Genomic DNA, 15,128 nt, shown 5'->3' on the forward strand with positions numbered 1-15,128 from the left:
GGTGCGGAAGGTCGGGTCATTGCCCCGGAACGCATCCGCCGGGGAATGCAACTGCCAGGGAAAAAAGCTGCCCCCTCACAGGGGGCCGGGCGGTTGAATAATGGAACGATGAGTGCCGCGCCGAGCCGTCTCTCCGAATTCGGCGACTTCCTGAAAGCCCGCCGAACCGAACTCACACCACGCGAGGTCGGGCTACCCGACAACGGTGCGCCGCGCCGGGTCACCGGCCTGCGCCGGGAGGAGGTCGCGCAGCTCGCGGCGATCAGCGTCGACTACTACACGCGGTTGGAGCAGGGTCGGGTGCGGGCGTCCGCCTCGGTCCTGGTCACCCTCGCCCGCGCGCTGCGCCTCGACGACGACCAGCAGACCTATCTGTACGAGCTGGCCGGCAAGAGCCGCGCGCGCCCGCGCCGCCGCCAACCCCAGCGGGTACGCCCGGCGATGCGCCGACTGCTCGACCGGCTCGGCGAGACCCCGGCGTTGGTGTTGGGCCGGCGAATGGACATTCTCGACTGGAACGCCGGTGCAAGCGCCCTGTTCACCGATTTCGCGCGGATTCCGGCGAGCCATCGCAACTACGTACGGCTGCTCTTCGCCGAACCTGCCTTCCGTGCCCTGCACAGCGACTGGGAGAGTGCGGCTCGTACCGCCGTGGCCTCGCTGCGGATGGAGGCCGCGCAGAATCCGGACGACCCCGACCTGGCCGTGCTGGTCGGTGAGCTGTCGATGCGCGACCCGGATTTCCGTGCCTGGTGGGCGTCCCACCACGCGGCCAGTGTCGGGTACGGCACCAAGCACTACCGCCACCCGCTGGTCGGCGTCCTGACGCTCGACTGCGACATCTGGACCAGCCCGGACGACAGCGGACAGCGTCTGATGGTGCTCACCGCCGAGCCGGGCACCCCCTCGCACGAGGCGCTGCGAATCCTCGCCTCATGGACCGCCGAACCCTCGGCCGCCAGGGCACCGGGCGGACCAACTCCCGGAGCCTGACCGCCCGCTGGCGGTAGATTCGACGGAATGCGCGTCCTCTTCGCCAGCCTCGCGTCGGTCGGGCACACCTATCCGCTGCTCCCGCTCGCGATCGCGGTGCGGGACGCCGGGCACGAGGTGCACTTCGCGGCGGGCGAGGAGGTGCACGCGCCGCTGGCGGCGAACGGCCTGGGTCCGTTCCGCCCGGCGGACTCGTTCTACGAGATCTACCCGGAGGACCTGGCGCCGGAGCTGGCCCGGTTGCGGCCCGACCTGGTGGTGCACGGGTGGGGCGTACCGGGTGCGGCCGTCGCCGCCGCCCGCGCCGGGATCCCCGGCATCTGGCACGGGTTCGGTCGACTGATTCCCGAGGGGATCGGCTTCGACCTGCCGACCCGCAACGCCGAGGCGCCCGACCGGCCGCACCTCGACATCTGTCCACCGTCGCTCCAGGACAAGGACTTTCTCGCGACGGCGGACCGGGTGCTGCTCCGCCCGGTCCCGTACTCCCCGCCGGGGGAGATGCCCGAGTGGCACGGTCGGGACACTTCGCGGCCACTGGTCTACCTGACACTCGGGACCGCGTTCGGCACCACGGAACTGCTCACCACCGCGCTGAAGGGGTTGGCGACGCTGGATGCCCGAGTGGTCGTCGCGACCGGTCGGGTGCGCCCGGAGCAGCTTGGCGACGTACCGGGGAACGTCACCGTACGGGCCTGGGTGCCGCAGGCGGAACTGCTGCCGTACGTCGACGTGGTGGTGCACCACGGCGGCAGCGGCACCACCCTCGGCGCGCTCGCCGTCGGCGCCCCGCAGTTGCTCCTGCCCCAGGGCGCCGACCAGTTCGCCAACGCCGAGGCGGTCCGGGCGGCCGGCGCCGGGTTGCGCCTGCTCCCGGACGAACTCAGCGCGGACGCCGTCGCCGACCACGTACGGACGCTCTTGCCCCGGCCCGGTCGGACCGACCACCGGGACGCGGCCCGCGTGATCGCCAGGGAGATCGCCGAGATGCCCGGTCCGGACCAGGTCGCCCGCCACCTGCCGAGTTACGCCGAGCGTGGCTGACCGACACATCCCTCTCCATTCGGGCAGGATTGTGCAAGAGGAGGCGAGCATCGTTCTAACGAATCACCAGTTCACGATGCTTCGATTAGAGGGTCACATTCCCACTTGAACGAACGCGGAGAGTACCCAGATGGCACTCGATTCCTACCTCACCCTGGGCCGTTCCGGGCTGCGGGTCAGCCCGTTCTGCCTGGGCGCGATGAACTTCGGCGAGGAGGGTGGCTGGGGCTGCGGCGCCGAGGAGTCCGAGCTGATCCTGCGGAGCTACCTCGACCGGGGCGGCAACTTCATCGACACCGCCAACTTCTACACCAACGGCCACTCGGAGAAGATCCTCGGCGACTTCTTCGCCGCCCGCCCCGGACTGCGCGACCGGGTCGTGCTCGGCACCAAGTTCTTCGGCAACATGTACCCGGGTGACCCGAACGGTGGCGGCGCCGGGCGGAAGGCGATCGTCTCGCAACTGGAGCAGTCGCTGCGCCGGCTGGGGACCGACTACGTCGACCTGTACTGGCTGCACAACTGGGACGCGCACACGCCGGTCGAGGAGACCATGCGCACCCTGGACGAGCTGGTGACGGCGGGCAAGATCCGCTACGTCGGGTTCTCGAACACGCCCGCCTGGTACACCGCGCAGGCGAACACCCTCGCGCTGCTGCGGGCCTGGACGCCGGTCATCGCGCTCCAGGTCGAATACTCGATGCTCGCCCGTACGGTCGAGGGCGAACTGGTCCCGCTGGCTCTCGACGCCGGCATGGGCGTCCTGCCGTGGAGCCCGCTGGCCGGCGGATTCCTCTCCGGCAAGTACCGCCGTGGCGCCGAGGCCCAGGACACCTTGCGCGGGCAGATCACCGGCGGCCCGAGCGACGCCCAGTACCCGGTCATCGACGCGCTGACCACCGTCGCCGAGGAGGTCGGGGCCGCGCCGGCCGCCGTCGCCCTGGCGTGGCTGCGCAGCCGCCCCGCCGTCACCGCGCCGATCCTCGGCCCACGCCGGGTCGGGCACCTCGACGCCAACCTCGCCGCCCTCGACCTGACGCTCACCGCCGCGCAGCTCGCGACCCTGGACGAGGTGTCGGCACCGACGCTCAACTACCCGTACGACCTCAACCAGCAGGTCGGCCCGATGCTCCAGTTCGCCGGCACCACCGTCGACGGGCGCTCCTCGGTGGTCTACCCGCCGCTGCTCCAGGACGCGACCCGCTACTGAGTGCCGGCGGGTTACCGAGTGCCGGCCGGGTCACCCCGCCGGTTCGATCGTGACGACGACCGGACCCAGACGCAGCGTGCCGTCGTTGAGCGGGGTGCAGCGTACGCCGCCACGGCCACGCAGAGCCCGCCACGTGCCGGGAGCGACGGTCACGTCCATCCACGCGCACGGGTGCGCCCGCCGGTTCACCCGTAGGCTCACCGGGCCGTCGCCCGAGTCCAGGGTCAGCACGGAGCCGACCAGGTCGTCGACCGGGATCCCGGAGACGAGAATGTTCCGTCTGAGCTGCACCAGGTCGGCGTCGGGCGGCAACGACTCCCGCGCCATCACGGTGATGCTCGCGTCCCGGTGCGCCGGCTTCGCGAAGTAACGGTCGCCGACGATGCCGAGCCCTTCCCGGATCCGGACCTGCCCCACCAGCTCACCGGGTGGGGCAGGCGCCGGACCGTCGCTCGGGCGTCCCTGGTAGCGGTGCACGGGGGAGGCCAACAATTGGACGATTTCCGGCATGACAGCGAGTCTACGAACCCCGAACGCCTGGCCAGGGCACCTGGGGCAGCCAGAGCACCGATCCCGGGTGGATGGTGACGTCGGTGGCGACCAGCCGGGTCGCGGTCGCCGCCGGCTCGCCGCTGCCGGTGTTGCGGGCGAATCGGGGATGGGCGCCGCCACTGACCTGCAACCGCACCCGGTGCCCGGGACGGAACCGGTACGCCGTCGCGGACATCGCCACCGTGACCTCGACCGGTTCGTCGCCGGTGAACGCCGGCAGCCGGAGCAGGCCGTCGCAGACGTTGCGGGAGCGACCGGTCTTGTCCACGTCACAGAGCCGGGCGAAGAGGTCGACGTTGCCGCCCGCCTTCGCCGACACCCGCAGCCGGGCGCTCACCGCCCCGATCACCTCCAGTGGTTCGGTCAGCGCGCCGGTGGTGAAGGTGAGCACGTCGGGGCGGGCTTCGAGCGCGGTGTTGTCGCGTACCCCGGCGGTGCGGGAGAGCAGCGGCCCACCGACCGAGGGCGTCGGGTCGGCCGGGTCGTAGCGGAACCCGCCGACCGGCCGGGATGCCCCCGGCGGCTCGTCCTCCAGCCGGCCACCAACCTGGCCCGAGCCGCCGGGCTGTCCGGCGGTGGGCCGCGTGTTCGCGTCGGCCCCGAGCTTGGCCACCCCGGCGACCGGCTGCCCCTCGTCGGGGTGCGGGTAGAGCGGCCGGGTCACCGAGGGAGGCGGCCAGTCGGCCAGGTCGCGCCACTCGTCGGCGCCGCCGACGTGGACCCGTACCGGTGAGCCGGGCGGTGCGGACCGGTCGCCGGTGATGTGCGCACGCAGCCAGGCGACGCTCTCGTCCAGCACCATCGGGCCGTCCGCCTCCAACATCGAGGTGTGCGTCCACGGGCCGACGAGCAGTGAGGTGGGGCAACCGGCCGCGCGCAGCCGGGCGTACTGCTGGAGGTTCTGGTCGAGGAGCAGGTCGTGCCAGCCGGCGATCACCTTGGTCGGCACCCGGAGCCGGTCGGCCGCCGCGCCGATGTCCATGCCGTCCCAGAACGGGGCGTCGCGGTCGGGGTTCCCCAACAGCCCGTCGATGTACGGCACCCGCTGTCCCACGCCCGGCACGTACGCGTCGGCGAGCGGCAGTGACCGGGTGATGCGGGACAGCCGGCGCTGTAGCCGGATCACCGCCCGGGCGAAGCGCAGCGCGCCCCGGCCCTGGTGCACCACGGCGACCGAGGCGATCAGCGAGTTCTCCAGCGCGAACGCCCCACCCGGGTAGACCGTCGCGTACGGGTCGTGCGCGGCCACCTGGACGACGAGGGCGCGCAGCTCCGGTGGCGGGTCGAGCGCCATCGCCCACTGCACGTAGCCGAGGTAGCTCAGCCCGACCATGCCGAGGTCACCGGTGAACCAGGGTTGCTCGCGCAGCCAGGCCACCGAGGCCAACCCGTCCGAGGGCTCGTCGAGCCACCAACGGAACTCGCCGCCCGATCCGCCGGTGCCCCGGCAACTCTGGATGACGACGTGGAAGCCGTGCGCCGCGTACGCGAAGCCGAACAGTGAGGCGAAGGGAAAACCGCGACCGTACGGCGTCCGGACCAGCAGTGTCGGGAACTCGCCCGGGCCGAGTGGCTGGTAGTGGTCGGCGAGCAGTGGCGTGCCGTCGGCCGCCGGCACGGTGATCCGCCCGGTGTAGCCGACCTCGTGCGGGCCAACCCCGCGCCGGTTGAGGCGGCGCATCAGCCGGATGTGCCGGGGTAGCCGACCGGGGGAGAGGCGGGTGGCGGGCTCGGTCATGGGGGCCTCCTCGGTGTCGAGGAGACTTATCGTACGTCGTACGAGAATTCGTGGCCAGCCGGGACCGTGACGGTGCCCACCCCGGCTGAAACGCGGCGGGGCGTCTGCGTTTAATGGGGTGTGACAGTGATACCGCTCCGATTTGTCGGTGACCCCGTCCTGCGCGAGCCGGCGAAGCCGGTCGAGACGTTCGACGCGGAACTGCGCCAACTGGTCAAGGATCTGCGGGAGACGCTCGCCAACGGCCGAGGTGCCGGCCTGGCCGCGCCCCAGATCGGTGTCGGCCTGCGGGTCTTCGCCATCCACCCCGACCTCTCCGACGGCACGCTCGACCACCTCGTCAACCCGACGATCACCTTCCCGGACGACGAGGAGCAGGACGGCATCGAGGGCTGCCTCTCCATCCCGGGCGTCTACCTCGACACCAAGCGTCGGATGAACGTGGTCGCCACCGGGTTCAACTTCCACGGCGACCCGGTGCAGATCGTCGGCGCGGGGCTGCTCTCGCGTTGCGTCCAGCACGAGACCGACCATCTCGACGGTGTGCTCTTCCTGGACCGGCAGGACCCCGAGGGGCAGCGCCGCATCATGGCGACACTGAGCGCCGCGACCTGGTTCGACGGGTACGAGGGCCGGGAACCCGTCGTCAAGGTCAGCCCGCACTGACCGCCGGACGGAGCCCGGCGGCCGACGCCCGCCGGGCCCGCCAATTCATCCGGCCCAGGTAGCCGGCGCGCCCCGAAAGACGGCCGGAACTTTCGACATCCCAGGCACGAGTCCTGATCGTCGTGCGCGCGTTTCCGTTGCCAGCTCCTCCTGCGCGTCGCCACCGCGAGATGACAGGCAGGCCAAACGCCTCGCCAGACGGGCCCGGTGTCAACGGAAGGTTACCGAAAGATTTCCGGAAAGTGTTGACAAGCAATCGATGCCGTACCGATACTGGCGCCATCGATCGGCATCAACCGTTGTCGATTGAAATCACGCACCGCGACCTGCTCCTCCGGCCGTCGACCGCACGACGACCGGCCACCCCACCGCGTGGTACGGCGCGACGTGCGGTGACCACCACCTGGCCACCACCGCTGAGCCCTGTCGGGCCGTAACACGCTGCCCTGGCCTCCCCGCCAGCCCTCACGAGGAGGAAGCACGCAGATGAACGACACCCCCGTCCCTGCCAAGACGCACCGGCGCGGCCGGCTCAGGCTGCTCGTCGGCGCGGCCTGCGCGGTCGCGCTCACCGCCGCCACGGCACTGCTGCCCGGCGTCGCGTACGCCGCCATCACCTCGAACCAGACCGGCACCAACAACGGCTACTTCTACTCGTTCTGGACCGATCGTCAGGGGTCGGTCTCGATGGAGTTGGGTTCCGGCGGCAACTACAGCACCTCGTGGAGCAACACCGGGAACTTCGTCGCCGGTAAGGGCTGGAGCACCGGCGGGCGCAGGAGCGTGACCTACTCGGGCAGCTTCAACCCGTCCGGCAACGCCTACCTGACCCTCTACGGGTGGACCACGAACCCGCTGATCGAGTACTACATCGTCGACAACTGGGGGACGTACCGGCCGACCGGAACGTACAAGGGCACGGTCACCAGCGACGGCGGCACGTACGACATCTACCAGACGCAGCGGGTCAACCAGCCCTCGATCATCGGCACCGCGACGTTCTACCAGTACTGGAGCGTCCGGCAGTCGAAGAAGACCGGTGGCACCATCACCAGCGGCAACCACTTCGACGCCTGGGCCCGTAACGGGATGAGCCTCGGCAACCACAACTACATGATCATGGCGACCGAGGGGTACCAGAGCAGCGGAAACTCCAACATCACCGTCGGCGGCTCCGGTGGCGGCGGCGGTGGCGGGGGTGGAGGCGGCGGTGGCGGCGGTGGCTGCACCGCGACCCTCTCCGCCGGCCAGCAGTGGAGCGACCGCTACAACCTCAACGTCGCGGTCTCCGGCTCCAGCAACTGGACCGTGACGATGAACGTGCCCTCGCCGGCGCGAATCATGTCCACCTGGAACATCAGCGCCAGCTACCCCAGCGCCCAGGTGCTGACCGCCCGGCCCAACGGCAACGGCAACAACTGGGGTGTCACCATCCAGGCCAACGGCAACTGGACCTGGCCGAGCGTCTCCTGCAGCGCGAGCTGACCCTCGGCGCAAGCCCCACCCGTGGCGCGGCGGCGATCCGGCCGCCGCGTCACGGCGGCACGGCGGCACGGTCCGGGCCCGCTGTAAACCGCTTTTGCCGGCCCGCCGGACCGAGGATGCTCTACCGGGTGAATGATCAGCAGCAGTACGGTGGCACCACGCGCCCGCCACCGCCGGACATCCGCATCGTGCACCTCGACGGCCCGGTGTTCCGAGCCCTCGCCGCGGGTGACCTGGGCGAGGCCAACGGGAGCAGCCCGGTGCCCCTGTCGGCGTACCTGGCCGGTCCCGAGTGCCAGGGAACGTGGCGTATGCGCAGCCGCCAGGCCGTGGAGGATCCGGCCAGCGCGGCCTGGGTCACCGGCATCATCTGGGACGAGCGCCGACGGATCGCCGTCGGCCGGGCCGGCTACCACGGGCCGCCGGACCCGGCGGGCATGGTGGAGATCGGGTACGCGGTCGACCCGGCACACCGCCGCCTCGGTTACGCCCGCGCCGCGCTCGAAGCCCTGCTCAAGCGGGCTGCCGAGGAGCCCGAGGTAGCCATCGTGCGAGTCAGCATCCGACCCGACAACCTGCCCTCCTACCGCTTGGCGTCGCAGTACGGCTTCCGCCGGATCGGGGAGCAGTGGGACGACGAGGACGGACTGGAAATCATCTACGAGGTCGCCGCGGGACAGTCGTGGCGGAGGGAAGATCAGGCACCTGAATGACGCGGTGACGCGGCGCCACGGACCGTGCCACCTCGGTGATTCGGAAAATTCCTACATGGAAAAACATGTACGCACACGTTTTTCCATGTAGAAACTTTCCGTCTCACCACTCCGGCCGCGGCTCACCCGTTGACCCGCTCACCCGTTGACCTGCTGGCGTCAGGCGCTCAGCGGGAAGATGGCCCCGAGTTCGGTGAAGACGGCGCCGTTGAGGGCGAACGCGGCGCGACACTCCTCCACCACCCGGCGCTTCTCCAACTCGTCCACCGGCAGGGCGTCGAGCAGCGCCCGGTACTCGCGCTTGAAGGAAGCGGGATTGGCGATGCCCTCGAAGACGTAGAAACGTACCCCGTCGCCCTTGCGCGCCAGGCCCCAGCTCTTCTCCGCGATGCTTCGGATCACCTGCCCACCGGCCAGGTCGCCCATGTACCGGGTGTAGTGGTGCGCCACGTACCCGGCGGGCCAGGTCGCGGCGACCTCGTTGATCCGGGCGGTGTACCGCAGGGTCGCCGGCAACGGCGCGACCCGGTCGCGCCAGCCTTCCCCCAACAGGTACGCGAGGTCGCGCTCCAGTTCACCCACCCGCATCAGCTCGGGGCGGAGGAACGGGCCGGCGACCGGGTCCCGCTCCAGTGTGACGGCGGCGTCCTCCAGGGCGCGGTACACGAACAGCAGTTGCTCCGTGTAACGAGCGTAGGCGTCCACCCCGACGCGGCCACCGAGCAGATCGGTCATGAACGCCGCGCTGTTGACCTGGTCATGAGGACCCTGGCTGGCCGTACGAAGGACCGACGAGAAGGGGGGTGTCGACATGCTGCCTCCCGGGTAGCGCGTGCAGCCATGGTCCAACTAAGGCTTACCTAAGTCAAGATCTGAGGGTGCTCCCGTCGAGGGGCGCGGGGTCGGCCTGTTCCGATCAACCACCATCCGTGAAACCCTGTCGAAGCGAGCAATATATCGATGGAGGTGGATGGTGGCCACTGTTGCGCGTACGTGTTCCACGATGCTCGGCGCGTTAGCCCTCGCCGTCGCGACGGTCGCCGTGCCGGGCTCGGCGGCCGGAGCGGCGGCGGACCCGCCCTCGGTGATCGCCGAGCCGGACACGATCCTGGTTCCCGAGGGGACGAGCGCGTCGTTCACCGTACGGCTGAGCCACGCGCCGAGCAGCACGCTGTTTCTCGGCGTCGGGATCCGGGGCAGCGGCACCTGGGCCAGTCCTCCGGTGGTGATCGTCTTCACCCCGACGAACTGGAGCACCCCACGGCCCTACTCGGTGCACAACATCCCGGACGCCGACACCGTGGACGACGTCGCCAAGTTCACCCTCTCCGTCCAGGGGTACGTCCCCGACGAGGTTGTCCTCGCCCAGGTCGACGACGACTGAGGGTCAACGACGACTGAGGGTCAACGACGACTGAGGGTCAACGACGACTGAGGGTCAACGGATCGGGGCACTCGACCACCGGACGCCGGTGATCTCCTCGGATCGGGCCCAGAGTCCACGCCCGAGGTCGGGGTCCTGCGCCTCGGGCGACAGCGTCGCGAGGCGCGGGTATCCGGAGCGCCCGCCCTTGCCGTCCGGACCGACGTACGCCCCGGCCGGCAGGTTGGCTTCGGTGGCGGCGAAGAGCTGGGGGAGTGCCCCCATCTCCACGTCCTGCGCGAAGAGGTTGCCGGAAATCCGCATGGCGACGCCCATCAGCCCGGTCCCCTTCTTCTGCATCGGGGTGTTGCTGTAGCCGGGGTGGGCGATGACGCTCTTGATCGGCCTCGGCGACCTCTCCTCCCGCCGGGCAAGCTCCACCCCGAACACCGCGTTCGCCAGCTTCGAGGCCGAGTAGGCGGCGAGCGGCGCGTACTTGCGCCGTTGCCAGGTTAGGTCGTCCAGATCCAGCTCGCCCTGGGCGTGCAGGTACGACGTCACGGTGACGACCCTGGGCGCGTCCGACCGACGCATCGCCGGCTCCAGCAACGCCGTCAGTGCGAAGTGACCGAGATGGTTCGCCATCAGGTGGTGTTCGGCACCCTGTGGCGTGACGGAGTGCCCGACCGCCGAGATCCCGGCGTTGTTCACCAGTACGTCGACAGCCGCCTCCTGCCCGATCCGCTCGGCGGCCCGGCGGATCGAGTCCAGGTCCAGGAGGTCGACGTGACGTACCTCGACCTCCGCGCCGGGATGCGCCCGACGTAGCGACGACGCGACCGCCTCCCCACCGGCGACGTCGCGCACCGCGAGCAGCACCCGCGCCCCGTGTGCGGCCAACTCCCGTGCGGTCACCAGCCCGAGGCCGCTGGTCGCCCCGGTCACCACGAAGGTGCGCCCCTGCTGGCTGGTCATCCGATCGGCGGTCCAACCCGGCGCGGTGGACGTGCTGCAATTCATCGTGGCACCCCTCCTGATTTCGTGACTGATGTCCGGCTCGTGACCTGCGGTCGGCAGATATCGACCGCGGCGAGTTGGCAAACCGTAAACCTTGCCATTAATGTCAAGGTCAAGCGAAGGCGGGACCGGCCGTCCCGGATCACGACAGGAGAGTGGGCGTCGGATGAAGATCGGAGACCTGGCGGAGCGGACCGGAGTCGCCCCCCGGCTGCTGCGCTACTACGAGCAGGTCGGCATCCTGCACCCGTTCCGGTCGCCCAACGGCTACCGGTCGTACGGGGAGCCGGCCATCGAACGGGTGCTACAGATCCGCGAACTGCTCGAAGCCGGCCTGACCACGGACATGATCCGCGAGGTCCTGCCCTGCCTCGGCGCCGAGCGACCGCCGGACCCGCGCGAGTGTCCGACCCCCCAGGACCTGGACGGGCTGCGCCGCCAACTCGCCAGCATCGAGCGGCGCATCGACGTCCTGCAACGCAACCGCCAGGCGATCAGGAACTACCTCAGCGCCTGGGAAGAGCCCTGCGTCACCACGGAGTCGTCCAACTGAGGGACACACTCAGCCCGTGGTCGGCCTAGGACCTTGGCTCGCGGAATGGGGTCGCGGCGGCGTACGCCGCTCCGTACGCTGACGCGGCCAACCACAACGGAGGAAACTGCATGCATTGTCAGACCTGCCACGCCGAAACGACACCGACGAGCCTGGAGTGTGGAGTCTGTGCCACCCCGACAGGTGCGCCGGCAATCGTCCCCGGGGCGCGAACGTACGCCGTGCGGGGTGTCGGAATGGCAGCGGCGATCCTGGTCGGACTCGTGGTACTGCTCGACGTACTGCTCGCCTTCTGGCCGCTCGTCGGTGGTGCGATGGCCGAACGCGCAAAACGCGAACTCGACCCCGACGTGATCAACGCCGCGTCCCTCGTCGAAGCCCTCGCCCAGTTGGCGTACCTCGTTCCGTTCGCCGCCGCCGGGGTGCTTGTCATCGTCTGGGGCTACCGGGCGCGGGCTAACCTGGACGCCTTTCCGGGCGCCACGACAACGCTGGGCAAGGGCTGGGCGATCGCCGGTTGGCTGGTGCCGATCGCGAACCTCTTCATGCCGGCACGCCTGATGGCGGGCATCGCCCGGGACAGCCTGTGGCGCTCGACCACGCCCGCCCTGGTACGCATCTGGTTCGGTGGCTGGCTGCTCTACCTGTTTGTCGGTCAGGCGGCGACGCTGGACGACACCGGGAACTGGGAGGCGCTCCCGACCGAACTCGCCGACGAGAGCGACTACCAGGCGTACGTCGACTACTACTCCGCCGCCACCGGACCGAACCTGCTGGTGGCGCTGCTCGGCGCGGTGGCCGGCGCGGCCCTGATCCTGCTGATCACGCGGGTGTCGGCGGCCCAGGAGACCCGGATCGGGCGCGGCACCCAGGCTGCCCCGGTGATGCCCGGCATGCCGATGACCACCGCCTGAGTCATCGCCGCGACCAGTCGATTCAAGGTTTGCCGCAGGAGTGGCCAAGGTCGGGCGTCGAGACTCATGGGCGCCCAGTCAACCTGTCTCCGCCGAGTAGGGCACTGACACCCGGCAGAGAAACGGCCGATAGGAGTAGCTCCATGCACATCATGCGTAAGGTCGCCGCAGGAATCGCGCTCGGCGCCGTCCTGGCGCTCGGCGCTCCGGCCGTGTCGGCGCAGGCTGCCACCCAGGCCAGTGCCGCCTTCTGCGGGCCACAGCACTGGCAGGACCAGAACACCTACGGCGCCCGCTGCATAGGTGGTGACTCGGCCACCCGCTACTACGCCAGGGTTCTCTGCACCAACGGCAGGTACGCGATCGGTCCGACGATCACCGGGTCCGCGTGGTCGTACGCCTACTGCACGAAGTTCGGTGGGAACGTACACATCGCCCCGGGGGCGTACGGCGAGATGTGGTTCCTCTGAGCGACCGGACACCCGTCGCTGGTCGGACCCGGCGTGCATTGTTCTGCGGTGAGCGTTGATCCGGAGGTTTCTGGCCTTCGGATCAACGCTCACCCAGGCTGGTCGCCTCAGGAGAGGGCGAGGACGCAGAACTCGTGGCCCTCCGGGTCGGCCAGGCACGTCCACGGGACGTCGCCCTGGCCGAGGTCGAGGTCAGTGGCACCGAGGGTCCGCAGCCGGGCCACCTCCGCCGCCCTGTCGTCACCGGGGTACGGCAGCAGGTCAAGATGGACGCGGTCGGGCACAGTCTTCATGTCCGGGGTGCGGAGGAACTCCAGGTACGGGCCGACGCCCATTGCCGAGCGCAGCACCGCACGATCGTCGGCCATCTCGTGCAGGGTCCAGTCCAACGCCTCACCCCAGAAGCGAGCCATGGCCTGCGGGTCGGCGGAGTCGACCACCATCCGCGCGATCGGCCCGGTGTCCCGGTAGCGTTCCCGAGGCTCCAGCACGCAGAACTCGTTGCCTTCCGGGTCGGCAAGCACCGTCCACGGCACCCTGCCCTGGCCCACGTCGGCCGGCGTCGCACCGAGAGCCTGGAGGCGCGCGACCAACTCCGCCCGGTGGGTCGCAGAGGCGCTGGCGAGATCGAGGTGCACCCGGTTCTTCGTCGTCGTCTTGGGTTCCGGAACGGGGACAACGTCGACGCACACGGTGACCGGGTCCGGCCAGACAAAGTCGCGACCGGGGGCAACATAGGTGGTCAGGCGGCTGAAGACGGTCCACCCGAGCGCCTCCGCCCAGAACCGGCCAACCGCCGAATGATCGAGCGCCTTGATGTTCACCTGCACGGGTCGCAGCGCCATGCCGGCGATCCTATGCGCTCGTCCGTAACGGACGTGGTCAGCGGCGGCGTCGGGGCGGTTTGGTGTGACGGGTAGGTGCGGGACGGAGGCCGTCGAGTTGGACGTACACCTCGCGTTTGGTGGTGGCGTTTCCGCGTTCGTCGAGGACATAGCCGGTGAGCCAGATCCAGCCGTCGCAGGTCGGCTCCCGGGAGCGGGAGATGAGGCGGAGGATCAGCGCCCGGTCCCCGGCAAACTGGACGCTGGCGCGTTCGCCGATCAGGAGCACGTCGCCGGGCTCGGGCAGGGGCGGGCCGAACCTCATCAGGGCAGCGGGATGAGGAAGCCCGGTCCCTCGGGTGAGATGCGTACCCAACATTCGGTCTGCTCGCCGCAGGTGGGACAGCGTCCGCCGGGGTCGGGGAGTGGGCCTTCGCCAGCTCGTACGAGCTGACCAGAACATCAACAGCGGTGTACGGAGCCGCCCCGCTCGTCGGAGCGGATCCAGCCGACGAAGCGGTTGTGCAGCCAGCCGCTCGGCACGTGCCGCAGATCCTCGGCCGCGACAACGAAGAACTGCGCCAGGTAGAGCCCGAGCGACACCCGACTGCCAGCGAACTCGGCCCGCAGCTCCCGCCGTCGCGTCACGCACGGCCAGTCACCCCCACACCCCGAGCAAACCCAGGTACGCGCCACCGGATTATGCGTACTCACCCCTGCTCCTCCTCGGTCACTAGGTCTAATGGCTCGTTTGCGCTGTTCAGTTGCGTCGCCGTTTGGCGGACGATCGCGGTCACCCGAACCAGGAGTTCGAGGCATGGGGTGGAGCAGTCGGACGACTCCCATGCGCACTCCGGCGCGTGCCCGGTCACCCACACCTCGTCCGACCGAATATGCAGCCTCTTGAGATGCACCCGTGCGACGACGACCACCACGGCTGCGCTCGGTGGAAGATCCCGGCAGTGCGACCATTCGCCGGGCTCAAGACGAAGTGCGGTGCCAACGGGCACCTGTGGCAGCCCTGCGGGCGTGGTCACGACCGTCGACCGTTCCCGAGGCGGAACCGGCAGCCCCGATTGCTGCGGAGTCGCGCCAGCGTCACGTCCTCGGGATTTGCTGGCACTGTCGGCTGCCCTTCGGCAGACGGCGCCGGTCCTGGAGTCGCTTTGAGCTCCTGGTGTTGATAGCCGGCTCGCTCCGGATACTGAGTTGCGGGGCCGATGCCGTCGTCATCCGGCTGGTAGGGATCGCTGAACCACCGCCATCTGGCCATTCAGGACCGTCCGGGGGCGTGGACCGATACCCGCTGTCCTGTGGGGCGTCCCTGGTGTGCCTGCCTGACCTGCTCGTACGCCATCCGTCGCCCCTTTGCGATGGAGGCGCGGCGGCCGGGACTCGCTTCCCCTCACCGACCGCCGCACCCGCTCTGGCGGATGCGGTGACCTGACGCAACGGGGTAGGCCAGGTCACCGCATCCGGACTGGGTAGGGGTGCCGCGACCGCGTGGGCTCGAAGCTGATGGAGCCGAGAATCCAACACCCCTTTGTGTCCTGTCCGCCGTGACAACTTGTCGGACAAGACGTAAC

17 protein-coding genes are annotated in these 15,128 nt (G+C 69.8%); 10 read left to right on the forward strand and 7 right to left on the reverse strand.

What is annotated here, in order from left to right:
- Window positions 1-108 precede the first annotated feature (108 nt).
- From ACI2K4_RS23705 to ACI2K4_RS23715, 3 genes are all read left to right on the forward strand, one after another.
- A complete protein-coding gene (locus tag ACI2K4_RS23705) occupies window positions 109-993 on the forward strand; it encodes a helix-turn-helix domain-containing protein (protein ID WP_404514227.1) in 885 nt (294 codons plus the stop codon).
- Between the two features lie 27 nt (window positions 994-1,020).
- On the forward strand, window positions 1,021-2,037 hold the full coding sequence (locus tag ACI2K4_RS23710) for a glycosyltransferase (RefSeq protein WP_404514228.1): 1,017 nt from the start codon (window positions 1,021-1,023) through the stop codon (window positions 2,035-2,037).
- A 130-nt stretch (window positions 2,038-2,167) separates the two neighbouring features.
- Window positions 2,168-3,247, forward strand: a complete 1,080-nt coding sequence (locus ACI2K4_RS23715; protein WP_404514229.1) for an aldo/keto reductase — start codon at window positions 2,168-2,170, stop codon at window positions 3,245-3,247.
- A 30-nt stretch (window positions 3,248-3,277) separates the two neighbouring features.
- Here ACI2K4_RS23715 and ACI2K4_RS23720 read toward each other — a convergent pair whose 3' ends face one another.
- On the reverse strand, window positions 3,278-3,757 hold the full coding sequence (locus ACI2K4_RS23720) for a molybdenum cofactor biosysynthesis protein (protein ID WP_404514231.1): 480 nt from the start codon (window positions 3,755-3,757) through the stop codon (window positions 3,278-3,280).
- 10 nt (window positions 3,758-3,767) lie between these two features.
- Window positions 3,768-5,537 (reverse strand): CocE/NonD family hydrolase, encoded by a 1,770-nt coding sequence (locus ACI2K4_RS23725; protein WP_404514232.1) that lies wholly within the window; start codon window positions 5,535-5,537, stop codon window positions 3,768-3,770.
- Between the two features lie 120 nt (window positions 5,538-5,657).
- On the opposite strand from ACI2K4_RS23725, the gene def reads away from it, so the two are divergent.
- The 3 genes from def to ACI2K4_RS23740 all read left to right on the forward strand — a co-directional run bounded on the left by def (window position 5,658) and on the right by ACI2K4_RS23740 (window position 8,401).
- Window positions 5,658-6,203 (forward strand): peptide deformylase, encoded by a 546-nt coding sequence (gene def, locus ACI2K4_RS23730; RefSeq protein ID WP_404514233.1) that lies wholly within the window; start codon window positions 5,658-5,660, stop codon window positions 6,201-6,203.
- A gap of 486 nt (window positions 6,204-6,689) precedes the next feature.
- Window positions 6,690-7,688 carry a glycoside hydrolase family 11 protein gene (locus ACI2K4_RS23735; protein WP_404514235.1) on the forward strand — a complete coding sequence of 333 codons (999 nt, stop codon included), beginning with the start codon at window positions 6,690-6,692 and terminating at the stop codon, window positions 7,686-7,688.
- Window positions 7,689-7,816: 128 nt separating this feature from the next.
- Window positions 7,817-8,401, forward strand: coding sequence for a GNAT family N-acetyltransferase (locus ACI2K4_RS23740; RefSeq protein WP_404514236.1), 585 nt, complete (start codon window positions 7,817-7,819; stop codon window positions 8,399-8,401).
- Between the two features lie 159 nt (window positions 8,402-8,560).
- Here ACI2K4_RS23740 and ACI2K4_RS23745 read toward each other — a convergent pair whose 3' ends face one another.
- Window positions 8,561-9,214: a heme oxygenase (biliverdin-producing) gene (locus tag ACI2K4_RS23745; protein WP_404514238.1), complete on the reverse strand. Its 654-nt coding sequence runs from the start codon at window positions 9,212-9,214 to the stop codon at window positions 8,561-8,563.
- Between the two features lie 157 nt (window positions 9,215-9,371).
- On the opposite strand from ACI2K4_RS23745, the gene ACI2K4_RS23750 reads away from it, so the two are divergent.
- Complete coding sequence (locus ACI2K4_RS23750) at window positions 9,372-9,785, forward strand: hypothetical protein (RefSeq protein WP_404514240.1); 414 nt, start codon at window positions 9,372-9,374, stop codon at window positions 9,783-9,785.
- A 54-nt stretch (window positions 9,786-9,839) separates the two neighbouring features.
- Here ACI2K4_RS23750 and ACI2K4_RS23755 read toward each other — a convergent pair whose 3' ends face one another.
- Window positions 9,840-10,784 carry an oxidoreductase gene (locus tag ACI2K4_RS23755; RefSeq protein ID WP_404514241.1) on the reverse strand — a complete coding sequence of 315 codons (945 nt, stop codon included), beginning with the start codon at window positions 10,782-10,784 and terminating at the stop codon, window positions 9,840-9,842.
- Window positions 10,785-10,947: 163 nt separating this feature from the next.
- Between ACI2K4_RS23755 and ACI2K4_RS23760 the strand changes: the two genes are divergently transcribed.
- The 3 genes from ACI2K4_RS23760 to ACI2K4_RS23770 all read left to right on the forward strand — a co-directional run bounded on the left by ACI2K4_RS23760 (window position 10,948) and on the right by ACI2K4_RS23770 (window position 12,718).
- The gene (locus ACI2K4_RS23760; RefSeq protein WP_404514242.1) at window positions 10,948-11,334 is read left to right on the forward strand and encodes a MerR family transcriptional regulator; all 387 of its coding nucleotides are present in this window, start codon (window positions 10,948-10,950) and stop codon (window positions 11,332-11,334) included.
- Between the two features lie 236 nt (window positions 11,335-11,570).
- Window positions 11,571-12,248, forward strand: coding sequence for a DUF4328 domain-containing protein (locus tag ACI2K4_RS23765; protein WP_404514243.1), 678 nt, complete (start codon window positions 11,571-11,573; stop codon window positions 12,246-12,248).
- Between the two features lie 143 nt (window positions 12,249-12,391).
- Entirely contained in the window at window positions 12,392-12,718 is a 327-nt protein-coding gene (locus ACI2K4_RS23770) for a hypothetical protein (RefSeq protein WP_404514244.1), read from the forward strand.
- Between the two features lie 107 nt (window positions 12,719-12,825).
- Here the strand turns inward: ACI2K4_RS23770 and ACI2K4_RS23775 are convergent, their stop codons facing one another.
- The 3 genes from ACI2K4_RS23775 to ACI2K4_RS23785 all read right to left on the reverse strand — a co-directional run bounded on the left by ACI2K4_RS23775 (window position 12,826) and on the right by ACI2K4_RS23785 (window position 14,190).
- On the reverse strand, window positions 12,826-13,563 hold the full coding sequence (locus tag ACI2K4_RS23775; RefSeq protein WP_404514245.1) for a VOC family protein: 738 nt from the start codon (window positions 13,561-13,563) through the stop codon (window positions 12,826-12,828).
- A gap of 37 nt (window positions 13,564-13,600) precedes the next feature.
- Window positions 13,601-13,867, reverse strand: coding sequence for a hypothetical protein (locus ACI2K4_RS23780; RefSeq protein ID WP_404514247.1), 267 nt, complete (start codon window positions 13,865-13,867; stop codon window positions 13,601-13,603).
- Between the two features lie 137 nt (window positions 13,868-14,004).
- Window positions 14,005-14,190: a hypothetical protein gene (locus tag ACI2K4_RS23785; protein WP_404514249.1), complete on the reverse strand. Its 186-nt coding sequence runs from the start codon at window positions 14,188-14,190 to the stop codon at window positions 14,005-14,007.
- Window positions 14,191-15,128 lie beyond the last annotated feature (938 nt).

This window comes from Micromonospora sp. NPDC050397 (genome assembly GCF_044901685.1).
Lineage (GTDB): Bacteria > Actinomycetota > Actinomycetes > Mycobacteriales > Micromonosporaceae > Micromonospora_G.

What these genes read in the sequence shown, in the direction of transcription:
- ACI2K4_RS23705 (WP_404514227.1), top strand. Translation starts at nt 109, where the DNA reads ATGAGTGCCGCGCCGAGCCGTCTCTCCGAATTCGGCGACTTCCTGAAA.
- ACI2K4_RS23710 (WP_404514228.1), top strand. Translation starts at nt 1,021, where the DNA reads ATGCGCGTCCTCTTCGCCAGCCTCGCGTCGGTCGGGCACACCTATCCG.
- ACI2K4_RS23715 (WP_404514229.1), top strand. Translation starts at nt 2,168, where the DNA reads ATGGCACTCGATTCCTACCTCACCCTGGGCCGTTCCGGGCTGCGGGTC.
- ACI2K4_RS23720 (WP_404514231.1), bottom strand. Translation starts at nt 3,757, where the DNA reads ATGCCGGAAATCGTCCAATTGTTGGCCTCCCCCGTGCACCGCTACCAG.
- ACI2K4_RS23725 (WP_404514232.1), bottom strand. Translation starts at nt 5,537, where the DNA reads ATGACCGAGCCCGCCACCCGCCTCTCCCCCGGTCGGCTACCCCGGCAC.
- ACI2K4_RS23735 (WP_404514235.1), top strand. Translation starts at nt 6,690, where the DNA reads ATGAACGACACCCCCGTCCCTGCCAAGACGCACCGGCGCGGCCGGCTC.
- ACI2K4_RS23745 (WP_404514238.1), bottom strand. Translation starts at nt 9,214, where the DNA reads ATGTCGACACCCCCCTTCTCGTCGGTCCTTCGTACGGCCAGCCAGGGT.
- ACI2K4_RS23750 (WP_404514240.1), top strand. Translation starts at nt 9,372, where the DNA reads ATGGTGGCCACTGTTGCGCGTACGTGTTCCACGATGCTCGGCGCGTTA.
- ACI2K4_RS23755 (WP_404514241.1), bottom strand. Translation starts at nt 10,784, where the DNA reads ATGAATTGCAGCACGTCCACCGCGCCGGGTTGGACCGCCGATCGGATG.
- ACI2K4_RS23760 (WP_404514242.1), top strand. Translation starts at nt 10,948, where the DNA reads ATGAAGATCGGAGACCTGGCGGAGCGGACCGGAGTCGCCCCCCGGCTG.
- ACI2K4_RS23765 (WP_404514243.1), top strand. Translation starts at nt 11,571, where the DNA reads ATGGCAGCGGCGATCCTGGTCGGACTCGTGGTACTGCTCGACGTACTG.
- ACI2K4_RS23770 (WP_404514244.1), top strand. Translation starts at nt 12,392, where the DNA reads ATGCACATCATGCGTAAGGTCGCCGCAGGAATCGCGCTCGGCGCCGTC.
- ACI2K4_RS23775 (WP_404514245.1), bottom strand. Translation starts at nt 13,563, where the DNA reads ATGGCGCTGCGACCCGTGCAGGTGAACATCAAGGCGCTCGATCATTCG.
- ACI2K4_RS23780 (WP_404514247.1), bottom strand. Translation starts at nt 13,867, where the DNA reads ATGAGGTTCGGCCCGCCCCTGCCCGAGCCCGGCGACGTGCTCCTGATC.